Annotated in this window: 9 protein-coding genes; all 9 read right to left on the bottom strand. The window is 71.2% G+C overall.

The window, feature by feature from the left end; translation table 11 throughout:
* Window positions 1-142: 142 nt before the first annotated feature.
* The 9 genes from BLR91_RS19815 to BLR91_RS19775 all read right to left on the bottom strand — a co-directional run bounded on the left by BLR91_RS19815 (window position 143) and on the right by BLR91_RS19775 (window position 18,540).
* Window positions 143-7,693, bottom strand: a complete 7,551-nt coding sequence (locus BLR91_RS19815; protein WP_231918761.1) for a DUF5979 domain-containing protein — start codon at window positions 7,691-7,693, stop codon at window positions 143-145.
* 179 nt (window positions 7,694-7,872) lie between these two features.
* A complete protein-coding gene (locus BLR91_RS19810) occupies window positions 7,873-8,664 on the bottom strand; it encodes an energy-coupling factor transporter transmembrane component T (RefSeq protein WP_089878587.1) in 792 nt (263 codons plus the stop codon).
* The gene (locus BLR91_RS19805; RefSeq protein WP_231918760.1) at window positions 8,661-10,496 is read right to left on the bottom strand and encodes an ABC transporter ATP-binding protein; all 1,836 of its coding nucleotides are present in this window, start codon (window positions 10,494-10,496) and stop codon (window positions 8,661-8,663) included. The genes BLR91_RS19810 and BLR91_RS19805 overlap by 4 nt, the downstream gene beginning before the upstream one ends.
* A gap of 294 nt (window positions 10,497-10,790) precedes the next feature.
* Window positions 10,791-11,780 (bottom strand): NADP-dependent oxidoreductase, encoded by a 990-nt coding sequence (locus tag BLR91_RS19800; RefSeq protein ID WP_089878593.1) that lies wholly within the window; start codon window positions 11,778-11,780, stop codon window positions 10,791-10,793.
* A 111-nt stretch (window positions 11,781-11,891) separates the two neighbouring features.
* Window positions 11,892-13,316, bottom strand: a complete 1,425-nt coding sequence (locus BLR91_RS19795) for an NtaA/DmoA family FMN-dependent monooxygenase (protein ID WP_089878595.1) — start codon at window positions 13,314-13,316, stop codon at window positions 11,892-11,894.
* Window positions 13,313-15,025 carry a dipeptide ABC transporter ATP-binding protein gene (locus BLR91_RS19790; RefSeq protein ID WP_089878598.1) on the bottom strand — a complete coding sequence of 571 codons (1,713 nt, stop codon included), beginning with the start codon at window positions 15,023-15,025 and terminating at the stop codon, window positions 13,313-13,315. Before BLR91_RS19790 ends, BLR91_RS19795 begins: the two co-directional genes overlap by 4 nt.
* The gene (locus BLR91_RS19785) at window positions 15,022-15,900 is read right to left on the bottom strand and encodes an ABC transporter permease (RefSeq protein WP_089878600.1); all 879 of its coding nucleotides are present in this window, start codon (window positions 15,898-15,900) and stop codon (window positions 15,022-15,024) included. The genes BLR91_RS19790 and BLR91_RS19785 overlap by 4 nt, the downstream gene beginning before the upstream one ends.
* Window positions 15,897-16,922, bottom strand: a complete 1,026-nt coding sequence (locus BLR91_RS19780) for an ABC transporter permease (protein WP_089878603.1) — start codon at window positions 16,920-16,922, stop codon at window positions 15,897-15,899. Before BLR91_RS19780 ends, BLR91_RS19785 begins: the two co-directional genes overlap by 4 nt.
* Window positions 16,900-18,540, bottom strand: a complete 1,641-nt coding sequence (locus tag BLR91_RS19775) for an ABC transporter substrate-binding protein (protein ID WP_089878606.1) — start codon at window positions 18,538-18,540, stop codon at window positions 16,900-16,902. The genes BLR91_RS19780 and BLR91_RS19775 overlap by 23 nt, the downstream gene beginning before the upstream one ends.
* Between the last annotated feature and the right edge of the window lie 134 nt (window positions 18,541-18,674).

Here is an 18,674-nt window from a genome sequence, read left to right as displayed (position 1 = left end):
TTAAGAGAGTGCCGACGGGCCGGATCATGACGCCGGTTCGGAAAATAAGTGCGGCGGGGAGGTTCCCGTCCTCCCCGCCGCGCGACGGAGAGGGCTTACCCAGCCTCTCCCTCGGCCGGTCGCTGACCAGATCGGGTCTGGTTCATCGCTTCCGGAGCCTCGGCCGGCGGCGCAGCAGGAGCAGGCCGGCGCCGGCGATGAGCGCGGCCAGCGCGGTCATCGCCCAGGCCAGCGATCCCAGCAGGTCGCTTCCGGTGTTCGCCAACCCGTGGACGGGCGGATCGGTCACGGTCGCGCACGCCGTCGCGCCGTCACCGCACCGCTCGTCGCCGGTGGACGGATCCCACGGGCCGTTCGGCGTCTCGACGCTGGCGCGGTTGGTCGTGTCCTGCGGCGCCATGAGCTTCGCAGCCAGCGTGATGGTGGCCTTCTCGCCCGCGGCGATGCCCGGGATCACCCAGTGCAGCTCGCCGTCGGTCGCCTTCGCCGCCGCGGGCTGGGCGCCGAGCACCTGGATGCCGCTGGGCAGGTGGTCGGTCACGGCCACATCCTTCGCGTCGATCTGTCCGTCGTTGGTGACGGTGATCGTGTAGACGATCGTGTCGCCAACGCCAGCCGTCGACCGGTCGGCCGTCTTCGCGATCCGAAGGTGCCCGACGTCGAAGCGGTTGGTCACGGTGACCGTCGCCGCGGCGCCCGCCGAGATCGTCACCGTGCCGTCGGCCGGGTCCATCGTCGTGGCGGTCGCCAGCCCGGCGTCCGTCTCCTCGATGGCGCAGGATGCGCCGGCGATCAGGCCGTCGATGGTGGCCGAGTAGCCGTTCGCCTTCGACAGGACCACGGTGCCGTCGGTGCCGAGGTCGATCGGGGTGACCACCCCATCCGCCTCGTACGTGCAGGTGACCTGCATGGTGAAGGGGCCCGCTCCGAACGAGGCGACGCCGTCGCCGATCCGCTTCTTGTCGATAACGAGGGATCCGGTGTCGAACGTGTTCGTGATCGTCACCTCGGCCGGTGCCCCCGCCGGGACGGTGACGCCGCTGGTCGGTGCGATGGACACGGCGGTCGCCCCGCCCGTCGCGGTCTCGGTCACGTCGCAGTGCGCGCGCTGGATGAGCCCGGTCACCGTGGCCGTGTAGCCGTTCGCGTCGTCGAGGGTGACGAGGCCGGCGTTCGGCAGCGGGATGGTGAGCGTCTGGCCGTCCTTCTGCCAGGTGCAGACGAGCTGCGCCGTGAACGGACCGGCGCCGTAGCGGGCCACGCCGTCACCGACTCGCTGCTTGACGATCGTCACGCTGCCCGCCGAGAACGTGTTGGTCACGCTCACGGTGACCGTCGGCACGGAGCCGTCGGTCGCACCCGGGATGGTGACGGTCGGCGTGTCCACGGTGCTTCCGGTCGCTCCGCCGTCGGTCGTCTCCACCACCGAGCACTCGGTGCCCGCCGGGTAGACGCCCGGGACGGTCAGGGTCTGGCCGCCCACGATGGAGAGGTCGCCGTCGAACAGGGTCTGGTCTCCGGCGTAGACGCAAGTGACGTGGACGGTGAACGGGCCGTCGCCGTATCCCGCCGCCGCATCGCCGTCGACGATCTTGGCGATCGCGAGGGCGCCTGCCGCGTAGTGGTTGGTGATGTCCGCGGTCGTCGCCTGCGGGCCGGTGCCGAGCACCACCGTCGCCTGCGTTCCGTCGGTCGCCGCTGCTCCGTCGACCGAGATCGCGACGTGGTTCGGCGAGGCCGCCGCACCGTCCGCATCCGTCTCCGTCACGACGCAGCTGGAGCGCGCCGGGAGACCGCTGATCGTGTGCGACCCGCCGTCCTGGAGGGTGAACGCGGCGTCCCCGGCGGCGAGCGGGATGCTCTGGCCGAGCGGAGCCGTGCAGACCACGCTCACGCCGAACGGCCCGAAGGCGCCGGCCGTCGCCGCGGTGTCCACGTGCTTCGTCACGGTCAGGTCGGTCGTCCCGTAGTCGTTGACGATGGAGACCTTCTGGTCATCCGGCACGGGAGCCGAGGCGTCCGCCGCCGCGATGGTGACCGAGCCGGGCGTGACCGTCCGGCTCGCCTCACCGTAGGAGCCATCGGCGCCGTGCTCCACGACCGCGCACTGGGCGCCGGTCGGGATGCCGTCGATCCGCGCGGTGTACTGGTTCGCCGCGCTGAGCGTCACCGTCGCGTTCGCCGCGAGACCGACGGCGACGCCGCCGATGGTGCAGCTGACATCCGCCTGGAAGCTGGTCGGCGCGTACTGCGCCGCCGGTCCCGTGACGGTCTTGGTGATCTGCAGCGGACCGCCGGTGAGGATGACGCCCGCCTTGATCGGCTCCTGCGGGCCGGCCGGCTGCGAGCCGGACACGTATGTCGGGTAGAAGCCGAACGAGTTCCAGGCGCGGACGGCGGTGACCGGTGCGCTCACCGGGGCGCGGTGGTCGCCGGCCGCGGTGGTCGGCACGTTCGTGCTCGTGTAGGTGACCTTCACGGCGGCGCCGGCCGCCAGGGTGCCGGATGCGGTGCCGCTGAAGTCGAAGACCATCTTGACGCCGGTCACATCCGCCGCCTGGACGGTCGAGCCGATCTCGCTCGACGGGACCCACGCGCCCGCGGGGCAGGAGGACCCCGGGGTGATGTCGGCGGCACACGGCTTCGCAGCGGTCGTCACGTACCAGGTCATCACCGCACCCGCGGCGTCACCGGTCGGCTGGAAGGTCAGGTCGCCGAGGAACTTCGGCGAGTAGACGGAGCCGCGAGGCGACGAGTCGACCACGCCGGTGTCGCCCGGGTAGGGGAAGACGTCGACCGCGGTCAGCGTCTTGGCCGCGACGTTTCCGCCGTTGACCATCTCGAGCTTCCAGTCGTCGGTCGCGCCGATCGCGCTGACCGCCGCACACGGGTACCGGTAGTAGCCGTCCGCGTCGGCGGTGCAGGGCAGGGCCGGGTTGACGACGTTCTGCGCCTGTCCGGTGGACGACTTGACGCCCTTGGATGCGGTGAACGACCCCTGCGACAGCGTCGTCACGACGTTGCTGGTCGAGCAGGTGTTGCCCGCGAACGTCACGGCGCGCCCGTTGCCCGGGTTGAGGGCGGTGCAGTTCGCGCCGGTGAGCTGGCGGTCGGTGGACACCCCGAAGGTGTTCACCGCCGTCTTCGCCGGGGCGAGTCCCGGCTTGATCTGCAGGCCGATGGTGATGCTGTAGGTCTCTCCGGGCGCGAGCTGCGAACCGGCCGGCCAGGTGAACCGGATGGTGCCGGTCGCGGCGTCGTAGGTGCGGGTGATCACGGCGCCGTCGACGGGCAGCGTTCCCCCGGTGGAGGTGCTGAACGTGGGGACGTTGGTCGGCACGTAGAGCAGGGAACCGTCCGCCGGCAGGGTGTCCGTCACGACGGGGTTGGCCAGGCTGCCGGTTCCGCTGTTCTTGAACCGGAGAGTCCAGTTCACCTCGCGACCGGAGGCCGCCTGACCCGGGCTGGTCTTCTCGACCTGGAGCTTCGCGGTGCCCGGGTCGACGGTGAAGGTCGCGCTGGCGTTCGCCTGGGTGGCGTGCACGTCGTTGTAGGACGCATCGGCGGTGACCGTGTCTGAGATGGTGCCTGCGGCCGTCTCGCCCGGCATGGGCTGCGCGACGACCGTCGAGGTCACCGGGCCGCTGCCGTCACGCAGGGTCGTGCGGAGCGACACGTTCAGCCGGACGTCGTCCTTGTCCTCCGAAGCGGAGAAGGCGGCACCGTCGGCCCGCGTGTAGGTGTATCGCAGGCCGGTCACGTCCGCGACGGCGACGCCGGCGGGGAGGGCCGCCGAACCGATCGCGGTCGGCGTCCCCGACTGCCACTGGGCGTTCGCGCCCTGACCCGTGCGCGCATCCACCTGGACCCGGTCGGCGCCGGTCGGCGTGTTGGGCAGCGTGAACGACTTCAGGGTGAAGGCGTTCCAGAAGCTGTCGTCCGCATCCTCGATGACGAGGACCTTGGGCGAGAGGGTCCCGGTCGACCGGGCACGCAGGTTGACCTGGATGGGGTCGACCGGGTTGGCCTGCAGGGTGCTCGTCGGGTTGAACGTCTTGCCGGTCGTGACCTGCAGGTTGCCGTTCTGGAGCGTCACCATGACGCCCTGCTCATCGGCGGCCTGCACGGCCGGGTAGACGTCGTCGTGGAGGGTGGCGTGCGCGTTGTTGAGGATCGTGCTGGGCACGGGAGCCGTTCCGCCGGTGCGGGTCGTCTTGCGCAGCTGCGCCGTCAGGGTCAGGCCGACCTTCTGCTGCGGCGCGATCGTGCCGCCGGTGCCGTCGGTGCCCTGAGCGTTGGTGCCGCGCAGGAGCGCGCTGACCGCGACGACATCGCTGAGGTCGGCCGGCGTCAGGGCCATGGCCTGCGCGAGCGTCACCGTCTGGGTCGTGGTGCTGCCGTCCGCCGCCAGGTGGAGCAGGGAGACGCTGCTGGCGCTCGTCTGGACGCCCGGCGCCTGGCTGAGGTCGACCACGATCTTCGTCAGGTTCAGCTGCTCGAACGGGTTGGCCGCGGCGTCGTAGGGCGCGAACACGCACGGGTCGGACGTTGTGGCGTTCACGCACTCCGTCGGGTCGGAGAGGCGCAACTGCCAGGTCTTGCTCGTGGAGGTGTTCGTGGCCGTCGTCGCATACGTGGTGCTCGGGTACGCGGACGCCGGGACGTCGGGCTGCGGGATGACGAGCGTCTGCGGGGAGGCGGTCTTCGTCACCTTCGTGGTGAACGTCGGGTCGATGATCGTGACGTGGTCGTTCGCGTCACGGCTGACCGGGTCGCCGTCGAACGGCTGCGCGCCGACGCGCACCGTGTTGTCGACGGCCCCCGGCGAACCGCCGAGGTTGTAGGTGCGGGTGCCGGTCACCCAATCGGTGGCCGTGCCGCCCCGGACGGTGTTGCGGATGGCGAGGTCGAGGTGCACGGTCCGGCCGTTCGGCTGGGCGCTCGCGCTGACGCTGGCGACGCCGCTCCCGACAGCGGGGGCGGTCGGGTCACCCGTCGACTGGATGCGCGCGGCGCGGTTCGGGCTCTCGATCACGGTCAGACGCACGCCCTGGGTGCTCGCGCGCTGCGATGCGGTGAGCGTGTAGCCCGGGAAGACGCCGTCACAGGCGTTGGACGTGGGGCAGGCGGCGGACGTGATGTCGTTCCACTGCGTCCCGTCGAACAGCTCGACCTTGGAGACCTTGTCCCAGCGGATCTGCGGGTCGAGGGTCGCACCAGCGGTGGACGTCGGCGTGATCGCGTCGATGCGGACCAGGTCGAACGCCTGGAAGACGCTGCCGCCGATGGGGCTCGGCACGGCCGGGTCCTGAATGGTCATCGACTGCATCCCGCTGACCTGGCTGCCCCAGCCGAGCGTCACGCCGGTGGTGGCGCCGGACTGCGCCTGGACGACCTTGGTGCCGTCCCAGCTCTTCGCCGCGAGCAGCGGGCCGGGGCCGCCCTGCGTCGCCTGCACGCCGACGGTGTCGCAGTCGACGGCGGGCTGGCTGGTGATGCCGGACCCGGCGACCGTGCCGGACGCCTGGCTGACCGCGCAGTTCTGGTACGGCGTGACGGTCGGGTAGGCGCCCGGGTTGGTCGGGCCGCTGCCGTCGCGCAGCTCGCCGCGCGCGGTGAAGGTGATCGCCGGCTTGACGTTGGTCGCCTGACCGAAGCCGTCGGCGTCGGTGAAGGTGAAGCGCAGGCCGCGGACGTCGGAGTGCGTCGTCCCGTTCGGCAGCACGCTGTCGAGAGTCGCCGAGTACGTCTTTGCTGCGGCCGTCGCGTCGACGACGGCCAGCGTGTTCCACGTCGTGCCGTCGGTGGTGTACTCGATCGTCAGCTTCGAGCCGGAGGGCACGCTGGTCGGGGCGATCGCGGTCGCGTCGAAGGCGTTCCAGTAGGGAACGCTCGCGGTGTCCTGCGGCTCGGTGATCACGATCGTGTCGGGCCGGACGGAGCTGGTACCGGTGGGCGTCTGCGCAGACAGCTGGACGAGGCTCGTCCCGCCCGGGATGACCGTGCTGGGCGTGATGGTCTTGTCGAGAGTGAGCTTGACCTCGGGGAAGTACACGTCGAGGTTGGCGTTCGCGGTGTCGGTCGCGGTGCCGGCGGGGTTGGCGCCCTCGACCGTCGCGGTGTTCGGGTAGGTGACGAAACCGGAGCCGGCGGGTCCCGCATCCGTCGTCGTGTTGACGGTGAAGGGGATGCTGGCGGTGGCGCCCGGCGCGATCGAACCGGTGTAGACGATCTGGAAGCCGGTCAGGTACTGCCCGCCGCTGAGCGTCGGTGCGCCGGGCAGACCGGAGGCCTGGTCGACGGTGGAATCGGCAGGGGCGGTTCCCGAGTTCACGAACCAGTGGATGGTGGCGCCGGTCGCCCCCTGCGGCCACGCGGCGGCAGAGGTGAAGCCGCCGAAGGTCACCTTGTTCGTGAAGAACGTGCCGGAGCCCGGCTCGGTCACCGTCAGGCTGGTGAGCGGTCCGGTCGAGGTGTTCTTGGCGGTGACGGTGGCCACGGACGAGTCGCCCGCGGGGATCTGGGGGTCGACGAACGACTTGTCGGCCGAGACCGAGACGGTGAGCGGGGCGACGATCTGCTGGGCGGAGGCGAGGGGCGCCTGTCCGTCTCCACTCGGCGTGCTGACGGTCGCGCCGACCTGGTTGGTGCGCGTTCCGCCGGCCACCAGGCTCGCGCCTCCGGTGCGGCCGGTCGCGCGCTGGACCAGGCTGAGGGCGACCGATCCGGCGGTGCCGCCGGCCTCGATGGTGTCGCCGGTGCTCGACGAGAACACGAAGCGGAGGCCCGTGACGTCACCCGGCTGCACGCCGGACGACAGCTGCGGGGTCGCGCCGACCGGTCCGTCGACCGGTCCGCCCGCGGTGAGCGCGATGACCTGGACCTGGTCGGCTCCCGCGGGGAAGGTCACGGCGCCGAAGCCCGCGAGGTCGTAGAAGTCGAAGGTGTTGCCGGCGGCGGACGGATCGGCCGGCTCGGCGATCGTCAGGCTGGTGGCGGGGATGTTGGAGGTGTTCGCGACGGTCAGAGCGACCTGCGAGGTCTCGCCCGGGTTGTACTGCGTCGAGCCGGGCGTCCAGGTCTTCGACACGGACGCGGTGATCACATCCGGGACGTGCACGGTCACCGGCACGGAGCCGCTGACGGTCGACGCGTTCGTCGCCGTGAAGGTCGCGTTGTTGGTCAGCTGCGTGCCGTCGAGGGACTTGTCCACGTTCTGCGGCATGGTGACCTGGATCTGCACCGACCCGGTCGTACCCGCGGCGAGACCCGTGCTCGCCGGGACGGTGTTCGGGACGCTGTCGGCGAAGGCGACCGTGACGGTGTTTCCGCTGACCGTCGTGGTGGCGCTGCCCGCTCCGACGACGGTCGGCTTGCCCACGATCTGCAGCGGCGCGGGGACGGGGTCGGTCAGCACCGCGTTGACGCATCCCGTCGTCGTGGACGAGCAGCCGTAGTTGAGCGTGTAGAGGAAGCTCTGACCCGGGGTGACCTCGGTGACGTTCGCCGTCTTGGAGAGGTTCAGCACGCCGGAGCCCAGGTCGTCGGCGTTGGCCGCGGGAGCTCCGACGGCCACCGCGCCGATCAGGGCGAGCACGATGCCCGCGGCGACACTGGCGGGAGCGCGGAGCGTACGGCGGCGGGCGTGGGCGCCGCGGGCAGGCAGGAACAACGAACGGAGTCGGGTAAGCAAGACGTGGTCCTTCGGGCAGAACAGTCGGGAGATCGCGAAGGTGCGGGAACACGCGACGCGTCGGGTACTGCCGGAGTCTTTCGGAATCGGGGACGCAGCTGAGCGTTTTTCACCCCGGCTTCACCCTGCTGGAGGGCCGTATTCCCCTGTACTGGGGGCAGAACCATCGGGTCAGCGGGTCAGCGCAGGACGAGCACCGCCGCGGTGAGCGCCCACAGGGCGACGACGAACACCGTGTCCCGCGCGCGCCACTGGGGTGGGATGCGTTCGGTGCGGCGCGGATGGGCACCGAACGCGCGGGACTCCATGGTGAGCGCGACCCGGTCGGCGTGACGGATGCTGGAGGCGAGCAGCGGCACCACCATCGCGGAGGCCCGGCGCACGGCGGCGACCGGTCCGCGGCCGGGTGCGACACCGCGAACCCTCATCGCGCGATGGATCGCAGCGAGCTCGGAGGCGAAGAGCGGCACGAACCGGTAAGCCGCGACCGCGGTGTACGCGAACCGGTACGGGATACGCAGCTGCGCGGTCAGGGCGCGGGCGAGGTCGGGGCCGCTCGTCGTGAGGCCGCCGACGAGCGCCAACGCGAGGATCGCGGCGATTCGCAGCGCGGTCGTCAGGCCGACGACCAGCGCGCCGACCGTGAATTCGTACGAGCCGACCGCGACGAGGACGGTCGCGTCCGCGGACCTACCCGGTTCGGCCCACAGGCCGAAGCCGATCGCCGTCAGGAGCACGCCGGCCGGCAGCCCGAGCAGGAGCAGCACGAGCGCCCGAGGTGAGAGCCTGGCGCCGACCAGCAGGAGGACGACCGCCGCGAGGAGGAGGACCAGCGGCACGACCGCGTCCCGGGTGACGAGCAGCCCGATCCACGCCGGGACGACCGCGGCGACCTTCGCGAGCGGATTCAGGCGCGCGAGGAAGCCGGGTGGGCGTTCCGCGAGACGCGGTGCGGTGGCTGTCGCGGTCATCGGGCGGCGGGAAGGTCGGCGAGCCGGGTGAGGCCGCGCAGAGGTTCGGGAACGGCAGGGTCCGCGAGGGCGCGCGCCAGGACGGGCTGACGGAGTCCGTGCGATTCGAGCAGCGCAGGGTCGCCGAGGATGCGGGCCGTCTCGCCCACGACGGGCAGCCGGCCGCCCGCGACGATCGCCACGTGCGAGGCGTACTCGCCGATCAGCCCGAGGTCGTGCGTCACAGCGATCACGGTGGTGCCGCTGCGGTTGAGCTCGGCGAGGAGGTCGAGCAGCTCGGTCGCGCGGGCGCGATCCTGGCCGAAGGTCGGCTCGTCGAGCACGAGCACCGGCGCTCCCTCGATGAGCGCCGTGCCCACCGACAGGCGGCGCTTCTGCCCGCCGGAGAGGAGGAAGGGATGCGCCGAACGGCGGTCGGCGAGCCCCAGGACCGCGAGCATCGCATCCACTCGGTCCGCGATCTCTGCCGTGGGCAGGCGACGCTGCCGCAGCCCGAACGCCAGCTCGTCCTCGACACTGTGGGTGACGAACTGGTGCTCGGGGTTCTGGAAGACGAACCCGACGGTCTCGCGCAGTGCCCGGACGGACGCCCGCGCCGGGTCGAGCCCGAGAACGTCGATGGTCGAGCGCGGGGCGCGCGCGACCCCGGCGATCGCCTGCACGAGCGTGGTCTTGCCCGCGCCGTTCGGACCGACGACCGCGAGGAACTCCCCGCGCCCGACGCGCAGCGATACATCCTCCAGCACGCTCCGCCGCCCGCGCCGCACCGTCAGCCCCGCGACGCGAACCGCCGCCGCCGCCCGCTCATCCCCCTCGTGCTCCTCGCCCTCGGGGGCCTCCGCCCGCCGTCGAGTACGCACAAATTGCACACGATCCGGCGCGTCAGCGTACAAAGTTTGCGTACTCGACGGTGGGGGGACGGGGGCTTGGGAGAGGGCTCGGGTGAGGTCGGAGGCCGTGAGGGGCAGCGGGTCGAGGGGGATGCCGGCCGCGCGCAGTCGGAGGGCCGCGGTCGTCGCGGTGGGAAGCCAGACGCCGAGCTCGTTCAGCTCTTCGGCGCGATCGCGGATCAGCTCCCGCGCCGGACCGTACGCGAACGGACGGCCCGCCCCGTCGAGCACGAGGACGGTGTCGGCGATCGGGAGCGCCAGGTCCAGATCGTGCTCGATCAGCACCACCGACCGCGTCGACCCCGCGGCCGTCAGGCGTCCGAGCAGACGGTAGACCTCCTCCGCGCCCGCGGGGTCGAGATTGGAGGTCGGCTCATCGAGCACGAGCAGCGGGGCGTCGAGCGCCAGCGCGCAGGCGATCGCCAGCCGCTGACGCCCTCCGCCGGAGAGCGTGTCGGGGTCGTCGCCGCGGCGCTCCCACAGGCCGACGGCCCGCAGCGCCGACTCAGCCCGGGCTTCGACCTCGGCGACCGGGAGCAGACGGTTCTCCGGTCCGAAGCACACCTCGTCCAGCACCGTGCGCGCGACGAGCTGCGCGTCCGGGTCCTGGAACACCATGCCGGTGTGCTCGCTCAGCTCGGCGACCGTCGCATCCCGCGTCAGCACACCGCCGACCCGGACGCTCCCTTCGACATCGGCGGGCACGGCGTGCGGCACGAGTCCGTTGAGGGTCAGCGCGAAGGTCGACTTGCCGCATCCACTCGGTCCCAGGACGAGCAGCACCTCGCCGGGGGCGACGGTCACGTCGATGCCGTCAGGGGTCCAGGCGGCGGCTCCGTCGTGCCGCACCCGGACACCGCGCGCCTCCGCAGCGAGCACGGGGGTGGATGCGGGGGCGCCGGATGCGGACGGAACGGCGTCCACGGACCTCCGATCGCCCACGCACACCCCTCCTCTTGCCGACCCGCTCCACGCTACGGCACGGGTGGGGGCGGCGCGAAGAGTCGGCGACGGAGGAACGGTGAGTCGCATCCCGAGCTCATCTCCTCCGTTTGCCGCACCCCGGCGGCGCGTCGGCCGGGATCTCCTCCGTTTCCGTCATTGGTGGAAAAGGGAGGAGTTGGCGCGCGGCGCGCCGGAGAACAGCGGGAAACGGAGGCGGCGGGGAGCGGACGCGGCCGGATCGCCTCCGTTTCCGCAACCGCGGGCAGGCGGCAGGCGTCGGGCGGGCGGACGCTACGCCCGCGCCTCCTGCACGTCGCGGGTCTTCAGGGTCCAGTACGTGGTGACGGGATGCGTCCCCAGCACGATCTTGCCGCGCGAGTGCAGGTTCTGGAGGTCGTCGTAGGCGTACTTGATGTCGGAGAGCGGATAGAACCCCGAGATCAGCAGGGTGAACGCCCGCTCCTCCGCCAACTGCGCCAGACGGCCCAGCTGCGCGGTGCCGTGCGCCACGGTCTCCGGGTCGTCCTGTAACAGCCGCAGCTCCGTGTCGCGGCGGTCCTCGCTCGACCGGTATCGCGACGGCGGAACGCCGAGCGACTCCGCGAGGGCGCGTCCGTCCTGCCCGAAGTTGTCGATCAGGGCCGTGATCCCGCCGGGCGCCTCGGCGCGGATGCGCTCCTCGATGGCCTCGCCGTACCGCACCGGCCGGATGCCGAGCTGACGCAGGTAGTCGAAGTTGCGGTCACCGCACGTTCCGATGACCCGGGCTCCGCGATGCTTGGCCAGCTGCGCCTCGATGCTGCCGACGCCGCCGGCCGCCGCCGACACGACGACGGTGTCGTCCGGTCCGATCCGGAGGTCGTCGAGGGTGTCGAGGGCGGTCACACCCGCGAGGTACAGACCGCCGGCCACCTCCCACGGCACGTGCGGCGGCTTCGCCACCAGCGCGCCCACCGGGACGACGATGTGCTCCGCGTGCGCGCCGGTCCGCACGTGCCCGATGACCGCCGTGCCCTTCCTGAACCGTCCGCCGAGGTCGCCGGTCACGACGATCCCGGCGAAGTCGCTGCCCGAGCCGCGCGGGAACGGCTCGTCCGCCCACGCCTCCTCACGACCGGTGCGGATGAACCCTTCGATGTGGTTGATGCCCGTCGCGATGACCTCGACGAGCACCTCGTCCGCGCTCGGATTCGGCAGCGGCCGGCTCCGCTTCTCGAGGACGTCCACATCCCCGTTGCCGTCGTACTCGAAGACCACCGTCTCCCCGGGCTTCTTCGCCATGGGATGCTCCTTCTGCCGTCGGCCGGGCCGGCCGTGGCGTCAGGATATACCTAGCTTGGCTAGAAACTCTACAATCTACGGTTCTCTACCAGGAACCCGGGGAACCCGCCGTCAGAAGGACGCCGCGTGCTCGAAGTGCAACTGCAGCGGCTCGACCGGCACATCGAGGTTCGCTCCTCCGCGGTAACGGGTGCCGATGTGACGCGACGGGAGCCGGGAGTTTCCGGCCCCGAACAGCCGCTCGCGCAGCGTCCCCGCCGTGGCGCCCTCCTCCGGCAGCCGTCCACGGCGACGCAGCTCCGGGACCACCAGCTCGGCGAAGTCGCGCGCCGTGTCGAAGGAGTGGTACTGCCGGAGGTTGATCCCATCCAGGCCGTCCTCGTCCAGCCAGCGCTCGATCTCATCCGCAACGGTCTTCGGGTCGCCGACGACGAGGAACCGCTCGTCGCGGCCCACCTTGATGAAGTCGAGCGCCTGCCCGACCGTCGTGTCGAGCGGCAGGTACGGCACCTTCTCCGCCGGGAAATCCGCCCGGGCCAGCGCCTCGCGCACGGTGATCTCGCGCGGGAACGCGGTCAGGTCGACCGGCAGGCTGCTGTGCGCGAGGATGCCGTCGAGGCTCGCGCGCTCGCGGTACAGGCGCCACTTGTCCTCCGCCTCCTCCTGCGTCCGGCCGACGATGACGCCGGCCATCGCGATGAAGCGGATGTCGTCGCGCTCGCGACCGTGCCGCACGGCCGCCTCGCGCATCCCGTCGGCATTGCGGCGGAACTCGTCGCTCGTGCGTCCGCCGGTGAACACGACCTCGGCGTGCCGGCCGGCGAACTCGATGCCCGCGGGCGACCCGGTCGCCTGGAACAGCGTCGGCGTCCGCTGGATCGAGGGATGGACGATGTGCGGCCCGGCGACGCGGAACCGCTCCCCGACGTGGTCGATGTACCGCACCTTCGACGGGTCGGTGAACACCCCGGCCGCGCGATCGGCGACGACCGCGTCGTCATCCCACGAGCCCTCCCACAGCTTGTAGAGCACGTCGAGGTACTCGTCGGCGTAGCGGTACCGTTCGTCGTGTGGAACCTCGCCGTCGAGGCCGAAGTTGCGGGCCGCATTGGGCAGGTACGAGGTGACGATGTTCCAGCCGATGCGGCCCTTGGTCAGGTGATCGAGCGTCGACATGCGCCGGGCGAAGGCGAACGGCGGCTCGTAGGTGGTCGAGAACGTGACGCCGAATCCGAGCCGCTCGGTCACTGCGGCCATCGCCGGGACGAGCAGCAGCGGATCGAGGTTCGGGCTCTGCAGCCCCTCCCGCAGGGCCGTCTCCGGGCCGCCGCGGAACACATCGTACGCACCGATCACGTCGGCGAGGAAGATGCCGTCGAACCCGCCGTGCTCGAGCAGCTGGGCCAGCTCCAGCCAGTAGTCGAGGTCGGCGAAGCGCTCCCGGTTGTTGCCCGGCAGCGTCCACAGGCCGTGCGTGATGTGGCTCACGCAGGCCATCTCGAAGAGGTTCACGAAGAGCTGCTTGGGTTCGCTCATGCGGCGGTCTCGCTTTCAGGGGTGGTGGCGGCTCGCGCGGCCGGATCGAACTCCGGGATGGCGGCGATCAGGGCACGAGTGTACGGGTGCGCGGGCCGTTCGAAGACATCATCCGGCGAGCCCTCCTCCACCACCACCCCGTCCTTCATGACGAGGACGCGATCGCTGAGGTGACTGATGACCCCCAGGTCGTGCGAGATGAAGAGATAGGCGACGCCCGACTCGCGCTGCAGCTCGGCGAGGAGGTCGAGGATCTGGGCCTGGATGGTGACGTCGAGCGCCGAGACGGCCTCATCCAGCACGATCACGTCCGGGCGCGGTGCGAGCGCCCGGGCGATGGCGACGCGCTGCCGCTGGCCGCCCGAGAGCTTCAGCGGGAACCGCGGGAGGACGTTCGCGGGAAGGCCGACCTGCTCCAGCAGTTCGAGCACCCGCGCGCGCCGCTCCTCCGCCGACGCGAACCGCTCGGAGCGCAACGCGTCGACCAGGATGCGCTCGACGTTCCAGCGCGGATCGAACGAGCTCAGCGGATCCTGGTACACGACGGCGATCCGGCTCCGGAGCCCCCGCCGCCGGCTCTCGGCGAGCGGCGCCCAGGGCTGTCCGAGCAACCGAACGGTGCCGCCGTCGAGGGCCTCCAGTCCGAGGGCCAGACGCGCGGTGGTGCTCTTGCCCGAACCGGACTCGCCGACGATGCCGAGCGTCTCGCCGGCGCGCAGCGAGAAGGAGACGCGGTCGACGGCCGTGGTGACCGTGCCGTCGGAGGTGTGGAAGCGCTTCACCAGATCGGTCGCCTCCAGCACGACGGCGCCCGCCGGCGGCTTGGTCGGCACCGCGGCAGCACCCGGGGTGAGGGCGTGCCCGCGGGTCGCCTCGCCCGGAACCGCGGCGATCAGAGCGCGCGTGTACTCGTGCGCCGGCGCTCCGAGCACCTGACCGGCCGGACCCTGCTCCAGCACGTCGCCGCCCCGCATCACGAGGATGTGGTCGGCGAGCCGCGCGACCACCGAGAGGTCGTGACTGATCAGGATCACGGAGGCGCCGCGCTCCTTCATCAGTTCGAGCTGGTCGAGCACCTGCGCCTGCACGGTCACGTCGAGCGCGGTGGTGGGCTCGTCGGCGATCACGATGTCCGGATCGAGGGCGATGGCGGAAGCGATCAGAGCGCGCTGCCGCAGGCCGCCGGAGAGCTGGTCGGGCCGCTGCTTCGCTCGGACGGCCGGGAACGGCACGCCCACGCGCGTCAGCAGGTCGAGCACGCGCTCCCGGCGCGCCCGGCGCCCGCCCCAGCCGTGCAGGCGGAGCGCCTCGTCGATCTCCCGTCCGACCGGGCGCAGCGGGTCCAGCGACACCAGCGCATCCTGCAGCACGAAGCCGATGTCGCGGCCGCGGATGCGCTTCCACTCGCGCGGGCCGAACCCGCGGACGTCCTCGTGGTGGATGGTCAGCTCGTCCGCCTCGACCACCGCCGAGCGGCCCGCGAGGCCGACCAGCGAGCGGGCCGTGACCGACTTGCCCGAGCCGGACTCGCCGACGATGGCGACGCACTCCCCGGGCCGCAGGTCGAAGCTCACGCCGTGGACGACCGGACGCAGCGCGCCGTCGACCCGGAACGCGGTGCGGAGGTTGCGCACCCGCAGCCGGGTCGCCGGCCAGTCCAGCTCCTCGACGATGGCGTCGGTCTCGGTGGTCTCCGTACTGATGCTCACGACCGCTCTCCCTTCTCCAGGCGCGCCTGGATGTGCCGTCCGATGGTCGTCGCGGCGAGCGCCACGGCGACGATCACGAGTCCGGGGATGACGACGAGCCACCACGCCGTCGTCAGGTACTGGCGCCCCGCATCCAGCAGGGCACCCCATTCCGAGGCGGGCGGCGCGACGCCGAGACCCAGGAACGAGAGGCTCGACGCCCACACGATCGACTGCCCGATCGACAGGGCGAACACCGCCACCAGGGGCCGCAAGGCGTTCGGAAGGATGTGCGCGCGCAGGATGCGCCAGCGCGAATGCCCGAGCGCGGTCGCCGCCTCGACATACCCGGAGTTGCGCGCTCCGAGGATCTGCCCGCGGATCATCCGCGCGTACCCGGGGGCGGTTCCGATGCCCACCGCGAAGACCTGCGTCGCGGCGCTCGGGCCGGCGATCGCGATCAGCAGCAGGGCGAGCAGGAGGGCCGGGAATGCGAAGAGGATCTCCACGAACCGGTCGATCACGACCGCCACCGGCTTCACCCCGAGGGCGGCGAGCGTGCCGAGCACGAGTGCGAGACCCACACTGACGGCCGCAGCTCCGAGGCCGATGGTCAGCGAGTCGCGGGCGCCCCAGATCACGCGGGTGTAGAGGTCGCGGCCGGACTCGTCCGTGCCGAAGGGATGCGCGAGGCTCGGCGGCTGCAGCGCCACCTGGTAGTCGATCGCGGTCGGAAGATGCGTGGTCAGCGCCTGCGGCGCGATCACGGCGACCAGCAGGAGCACGGCGAAGGCGACCGCGAGCACCAGGCCCCACGGCACGCGACCGAGACGGGTGGCGAGCGTCGGGCGGACCGGCGCGGCGGCGGGGGACGGAGGCGTTCCGAGCGCGGTCATGTCAGCTCCAGGCGGGGGTCGATGACGGTGTAGACGACGTCCACGATGAGGTTCGCGGCCACATACACGACGGCCACCAGGGTGACGATGCCGGTGACCACCGGGAGGTCCTGCGCGTTGACCGCGCTGACCAGCACCGAGCCGATGCCCGGACGCGAGAAGATCGACTCCACGATCACGGCACCGGAGAGGGTCGCCCCCAGCGCCCAGCCGGAGAGCGTCACGGCCGGGATGACCGCGTGCCGGAGCACGTGCCGCAGCCGGATGCCCCACTCGCCCATCCCGCGCATCCGCGCCGACAGCACGAACGGCTGATCGAGCGACCGCTCGAACTCGGTGCGCACGCTCTGCGCCATGAACCCGGCGAGCGGGATGGCCAGCGTCAGCGCCGGGAGCACGATCCCGGCGGGCGAGGATCCGCTGATGATCGGGAACCAGTGCAGCCCGAGGCCGAAGACCAGGAGCAGGATGATGCCGAGCCAGTAGGCGGGGAGCCCGGCGGTCACCACATCCACCGTCGACCCGAAGGCCGCCAGCCGCGGGCCGCGACCTGCCGTCAGTGTCACCCAGACGACCATGATCAGCCACGCGAACGCGATGGCCGTCAACGAGAGGGTCAGCGTGCTGCCGAGCTGCTCGCCGATCACCGCGGTGACCGGCCGGTACTGCTGGTACGAGGTGCCGAAGTCGCCGGACACCAGCCCGCGGAGGTAGTCGAGGTACTGCACGATCACCGGCTTGGTCAGCCCGTACTGCTGGTTGATCTGCGCCAGCTCCTCCGGGGTGCGCGCCTGCGCCTGACCGGCCCGGATGTTGAGGATGGTCGTCGCGCGGTCGCCGGGCAGCGCCAGCTGGGCGAAGAACGCGACGGTGGCCGCACCCCACAGCACCACGACGGCGGCGCCGATCTTACGCAGCAGCGTGATCGCGACCGCGCGACCCCGGCGGGGCCGGATCGCGTTCTGCGCGATCGGCCCCGTCGCGGTAGCGGTGGTCAGCTCACTTGACGAAGTAGGCGTCATAGAACGTCGGTCCTCCCTGTGCGTTCTCCTGCCACACCCCGCGCAGCTTCGGCGCGACCGCGAGCGTGCTCAGCCGGTCGTAGACGCCGATCGACAGCGCGTGCTCGGCGATGTAGTCCTGCGCCTTCTCGTAGGCGGCGTTCTGCGCCTCCACGGTCGGGGCGGAGTTGCCGTCGAGGATGTACTGCTCGAGCGTCGGGTCGTTGTAGAACGCGGCGTTGGAGTAGTTGGGGTGGTCCGGGGTCGACGGACGCCAGTTGATGTAGAGGATGCCCGCGGTGACGGCCGTCCAGTAGCCGGCGGCCAGGTCGTGGGTGTCCGGCCCGGCGTACTTGCCCGAGAAGAACTCGCTCTGCGGGACCGGCACGAGCTTCACGTCGAAGCCGACCTTCGCAGCCTGCTCCTTCACGCCCTGCAGGATGGCCGCTCCGTCCGCGTTGATGATCGAGCCTGCGCCGTAGGGCAGCGAGACGGTCAGCTTCGTGCCGTCCTTCTCGCGGACGCCGGTGCTGCCCTGGCGCGTCCACCCGGCCGCGTCGAGCAGCGCATCCGCCTTCTTCAGGTCCTGGCTGTACCAGTCGGCCGCCTTCTCGCTGTAGCCGGGGGTCGCCTGGCTGACACCGCCGTTGCCCTCGAACGGGATGACTCCCCGGCCGATGGTGTCCACGATCTGCTTGCGGTCGAGGCTGTAGGCGAACGCCTGACGGACCTTCTCGTCGGTGAACGGACCCTGCTGCGTGTTGAACGAGATCTGCTGCGGACGGCCCGGCGTCACGTACTTCTCCAGCTGGTAGCCACCGGACTTCAGCGTGCTCCACTGGACGGCGGGGACGTCGTAGATGGCGTCGACCTGGCCGCCCTGGAGCGCGGCGACGCGGGTGGTCGGGTCGGCCACGAACTTCCAGTCGATCTCGTCGACGTAGGCCGCGCCGGTGTGCTTCGCGTTGGCCGGGGGCGACGTGTAGTCCTTGTTCTTCTTCAGGATGATGTCCTGACCGCGGTTCCATTTGTCGACGATGAACGCGCCGGAGCCGATCGGCGCCTCGCAGTTCTGCTCCTTGCTGCGGGTCTCGAGCGCGTGCTGCGACTGGATGCCGAAGTAGCCCTGCGACAGGTTGTCGGCCAGGCGCGGGTACGGCCGGGAGAGGTCGATCTGGAGGGTGGTGTCGTCGATGGCCTTCGCATCCTTGTAGTAGCCGTCGAGCCAGACCAGCGCCGTGCTGTTGCCGCCCTTCAGCCAGTAGTCGAAGTTGTAGGCGACGGCCGCGGCGGTGAGCGGCGTCCCGTCGGTGAACTTCACGTCCTTCTTCAGGTCGAAGGTCCAGGTCAGTCCGTCGTCGGACTGCTTCCAGGAGGTCGCGAGCCACGGGACCACCTTGTGGTCCTCATCCAGCGACGTCAGGTTGTCGAGCACCTGGTACGAGAGATAGGCCTGCTCGATCCAGCCGCCGAACACGCAGGCCGGTTCCTGCTGGTGGGCGTACACGATGGTGCCGCCGTCGACCTTGGTGCCTCCGCCTGCTGCGGCGTCGGAGCCGGAGGCGCAGGCGGACAGCGCCAGCGCGCCGGTCAGGACGACGGCTGCGGCGCCGAGGGAACGGGTGGGACGGGAACGCATGGGGACTCCTCAGGCATCGGGGGATGCGCATCAGGATGCGGGAGTCCGCAAGCGGCGTCGATGCTGCGTGTCCTACTGTTTCGCCGCCGACACATGCCGTCACGGACGCTTCCGCGCCGCGTCCTCCGGCGCTA

It is taken from the genome of Leifsonia sp. 466MF (assembly GCF_900100265.1).
Taxonomy (GTDB): Bacteria; Actinomycetota; Actinomycetes; order Actinomycetales; family Microbacteriaceae; genus Leifsonia.
Note: the sequence above shows the minus strand (reverse complement) of the source record. Positions and strands in the feature narration are given on the sequence as shown.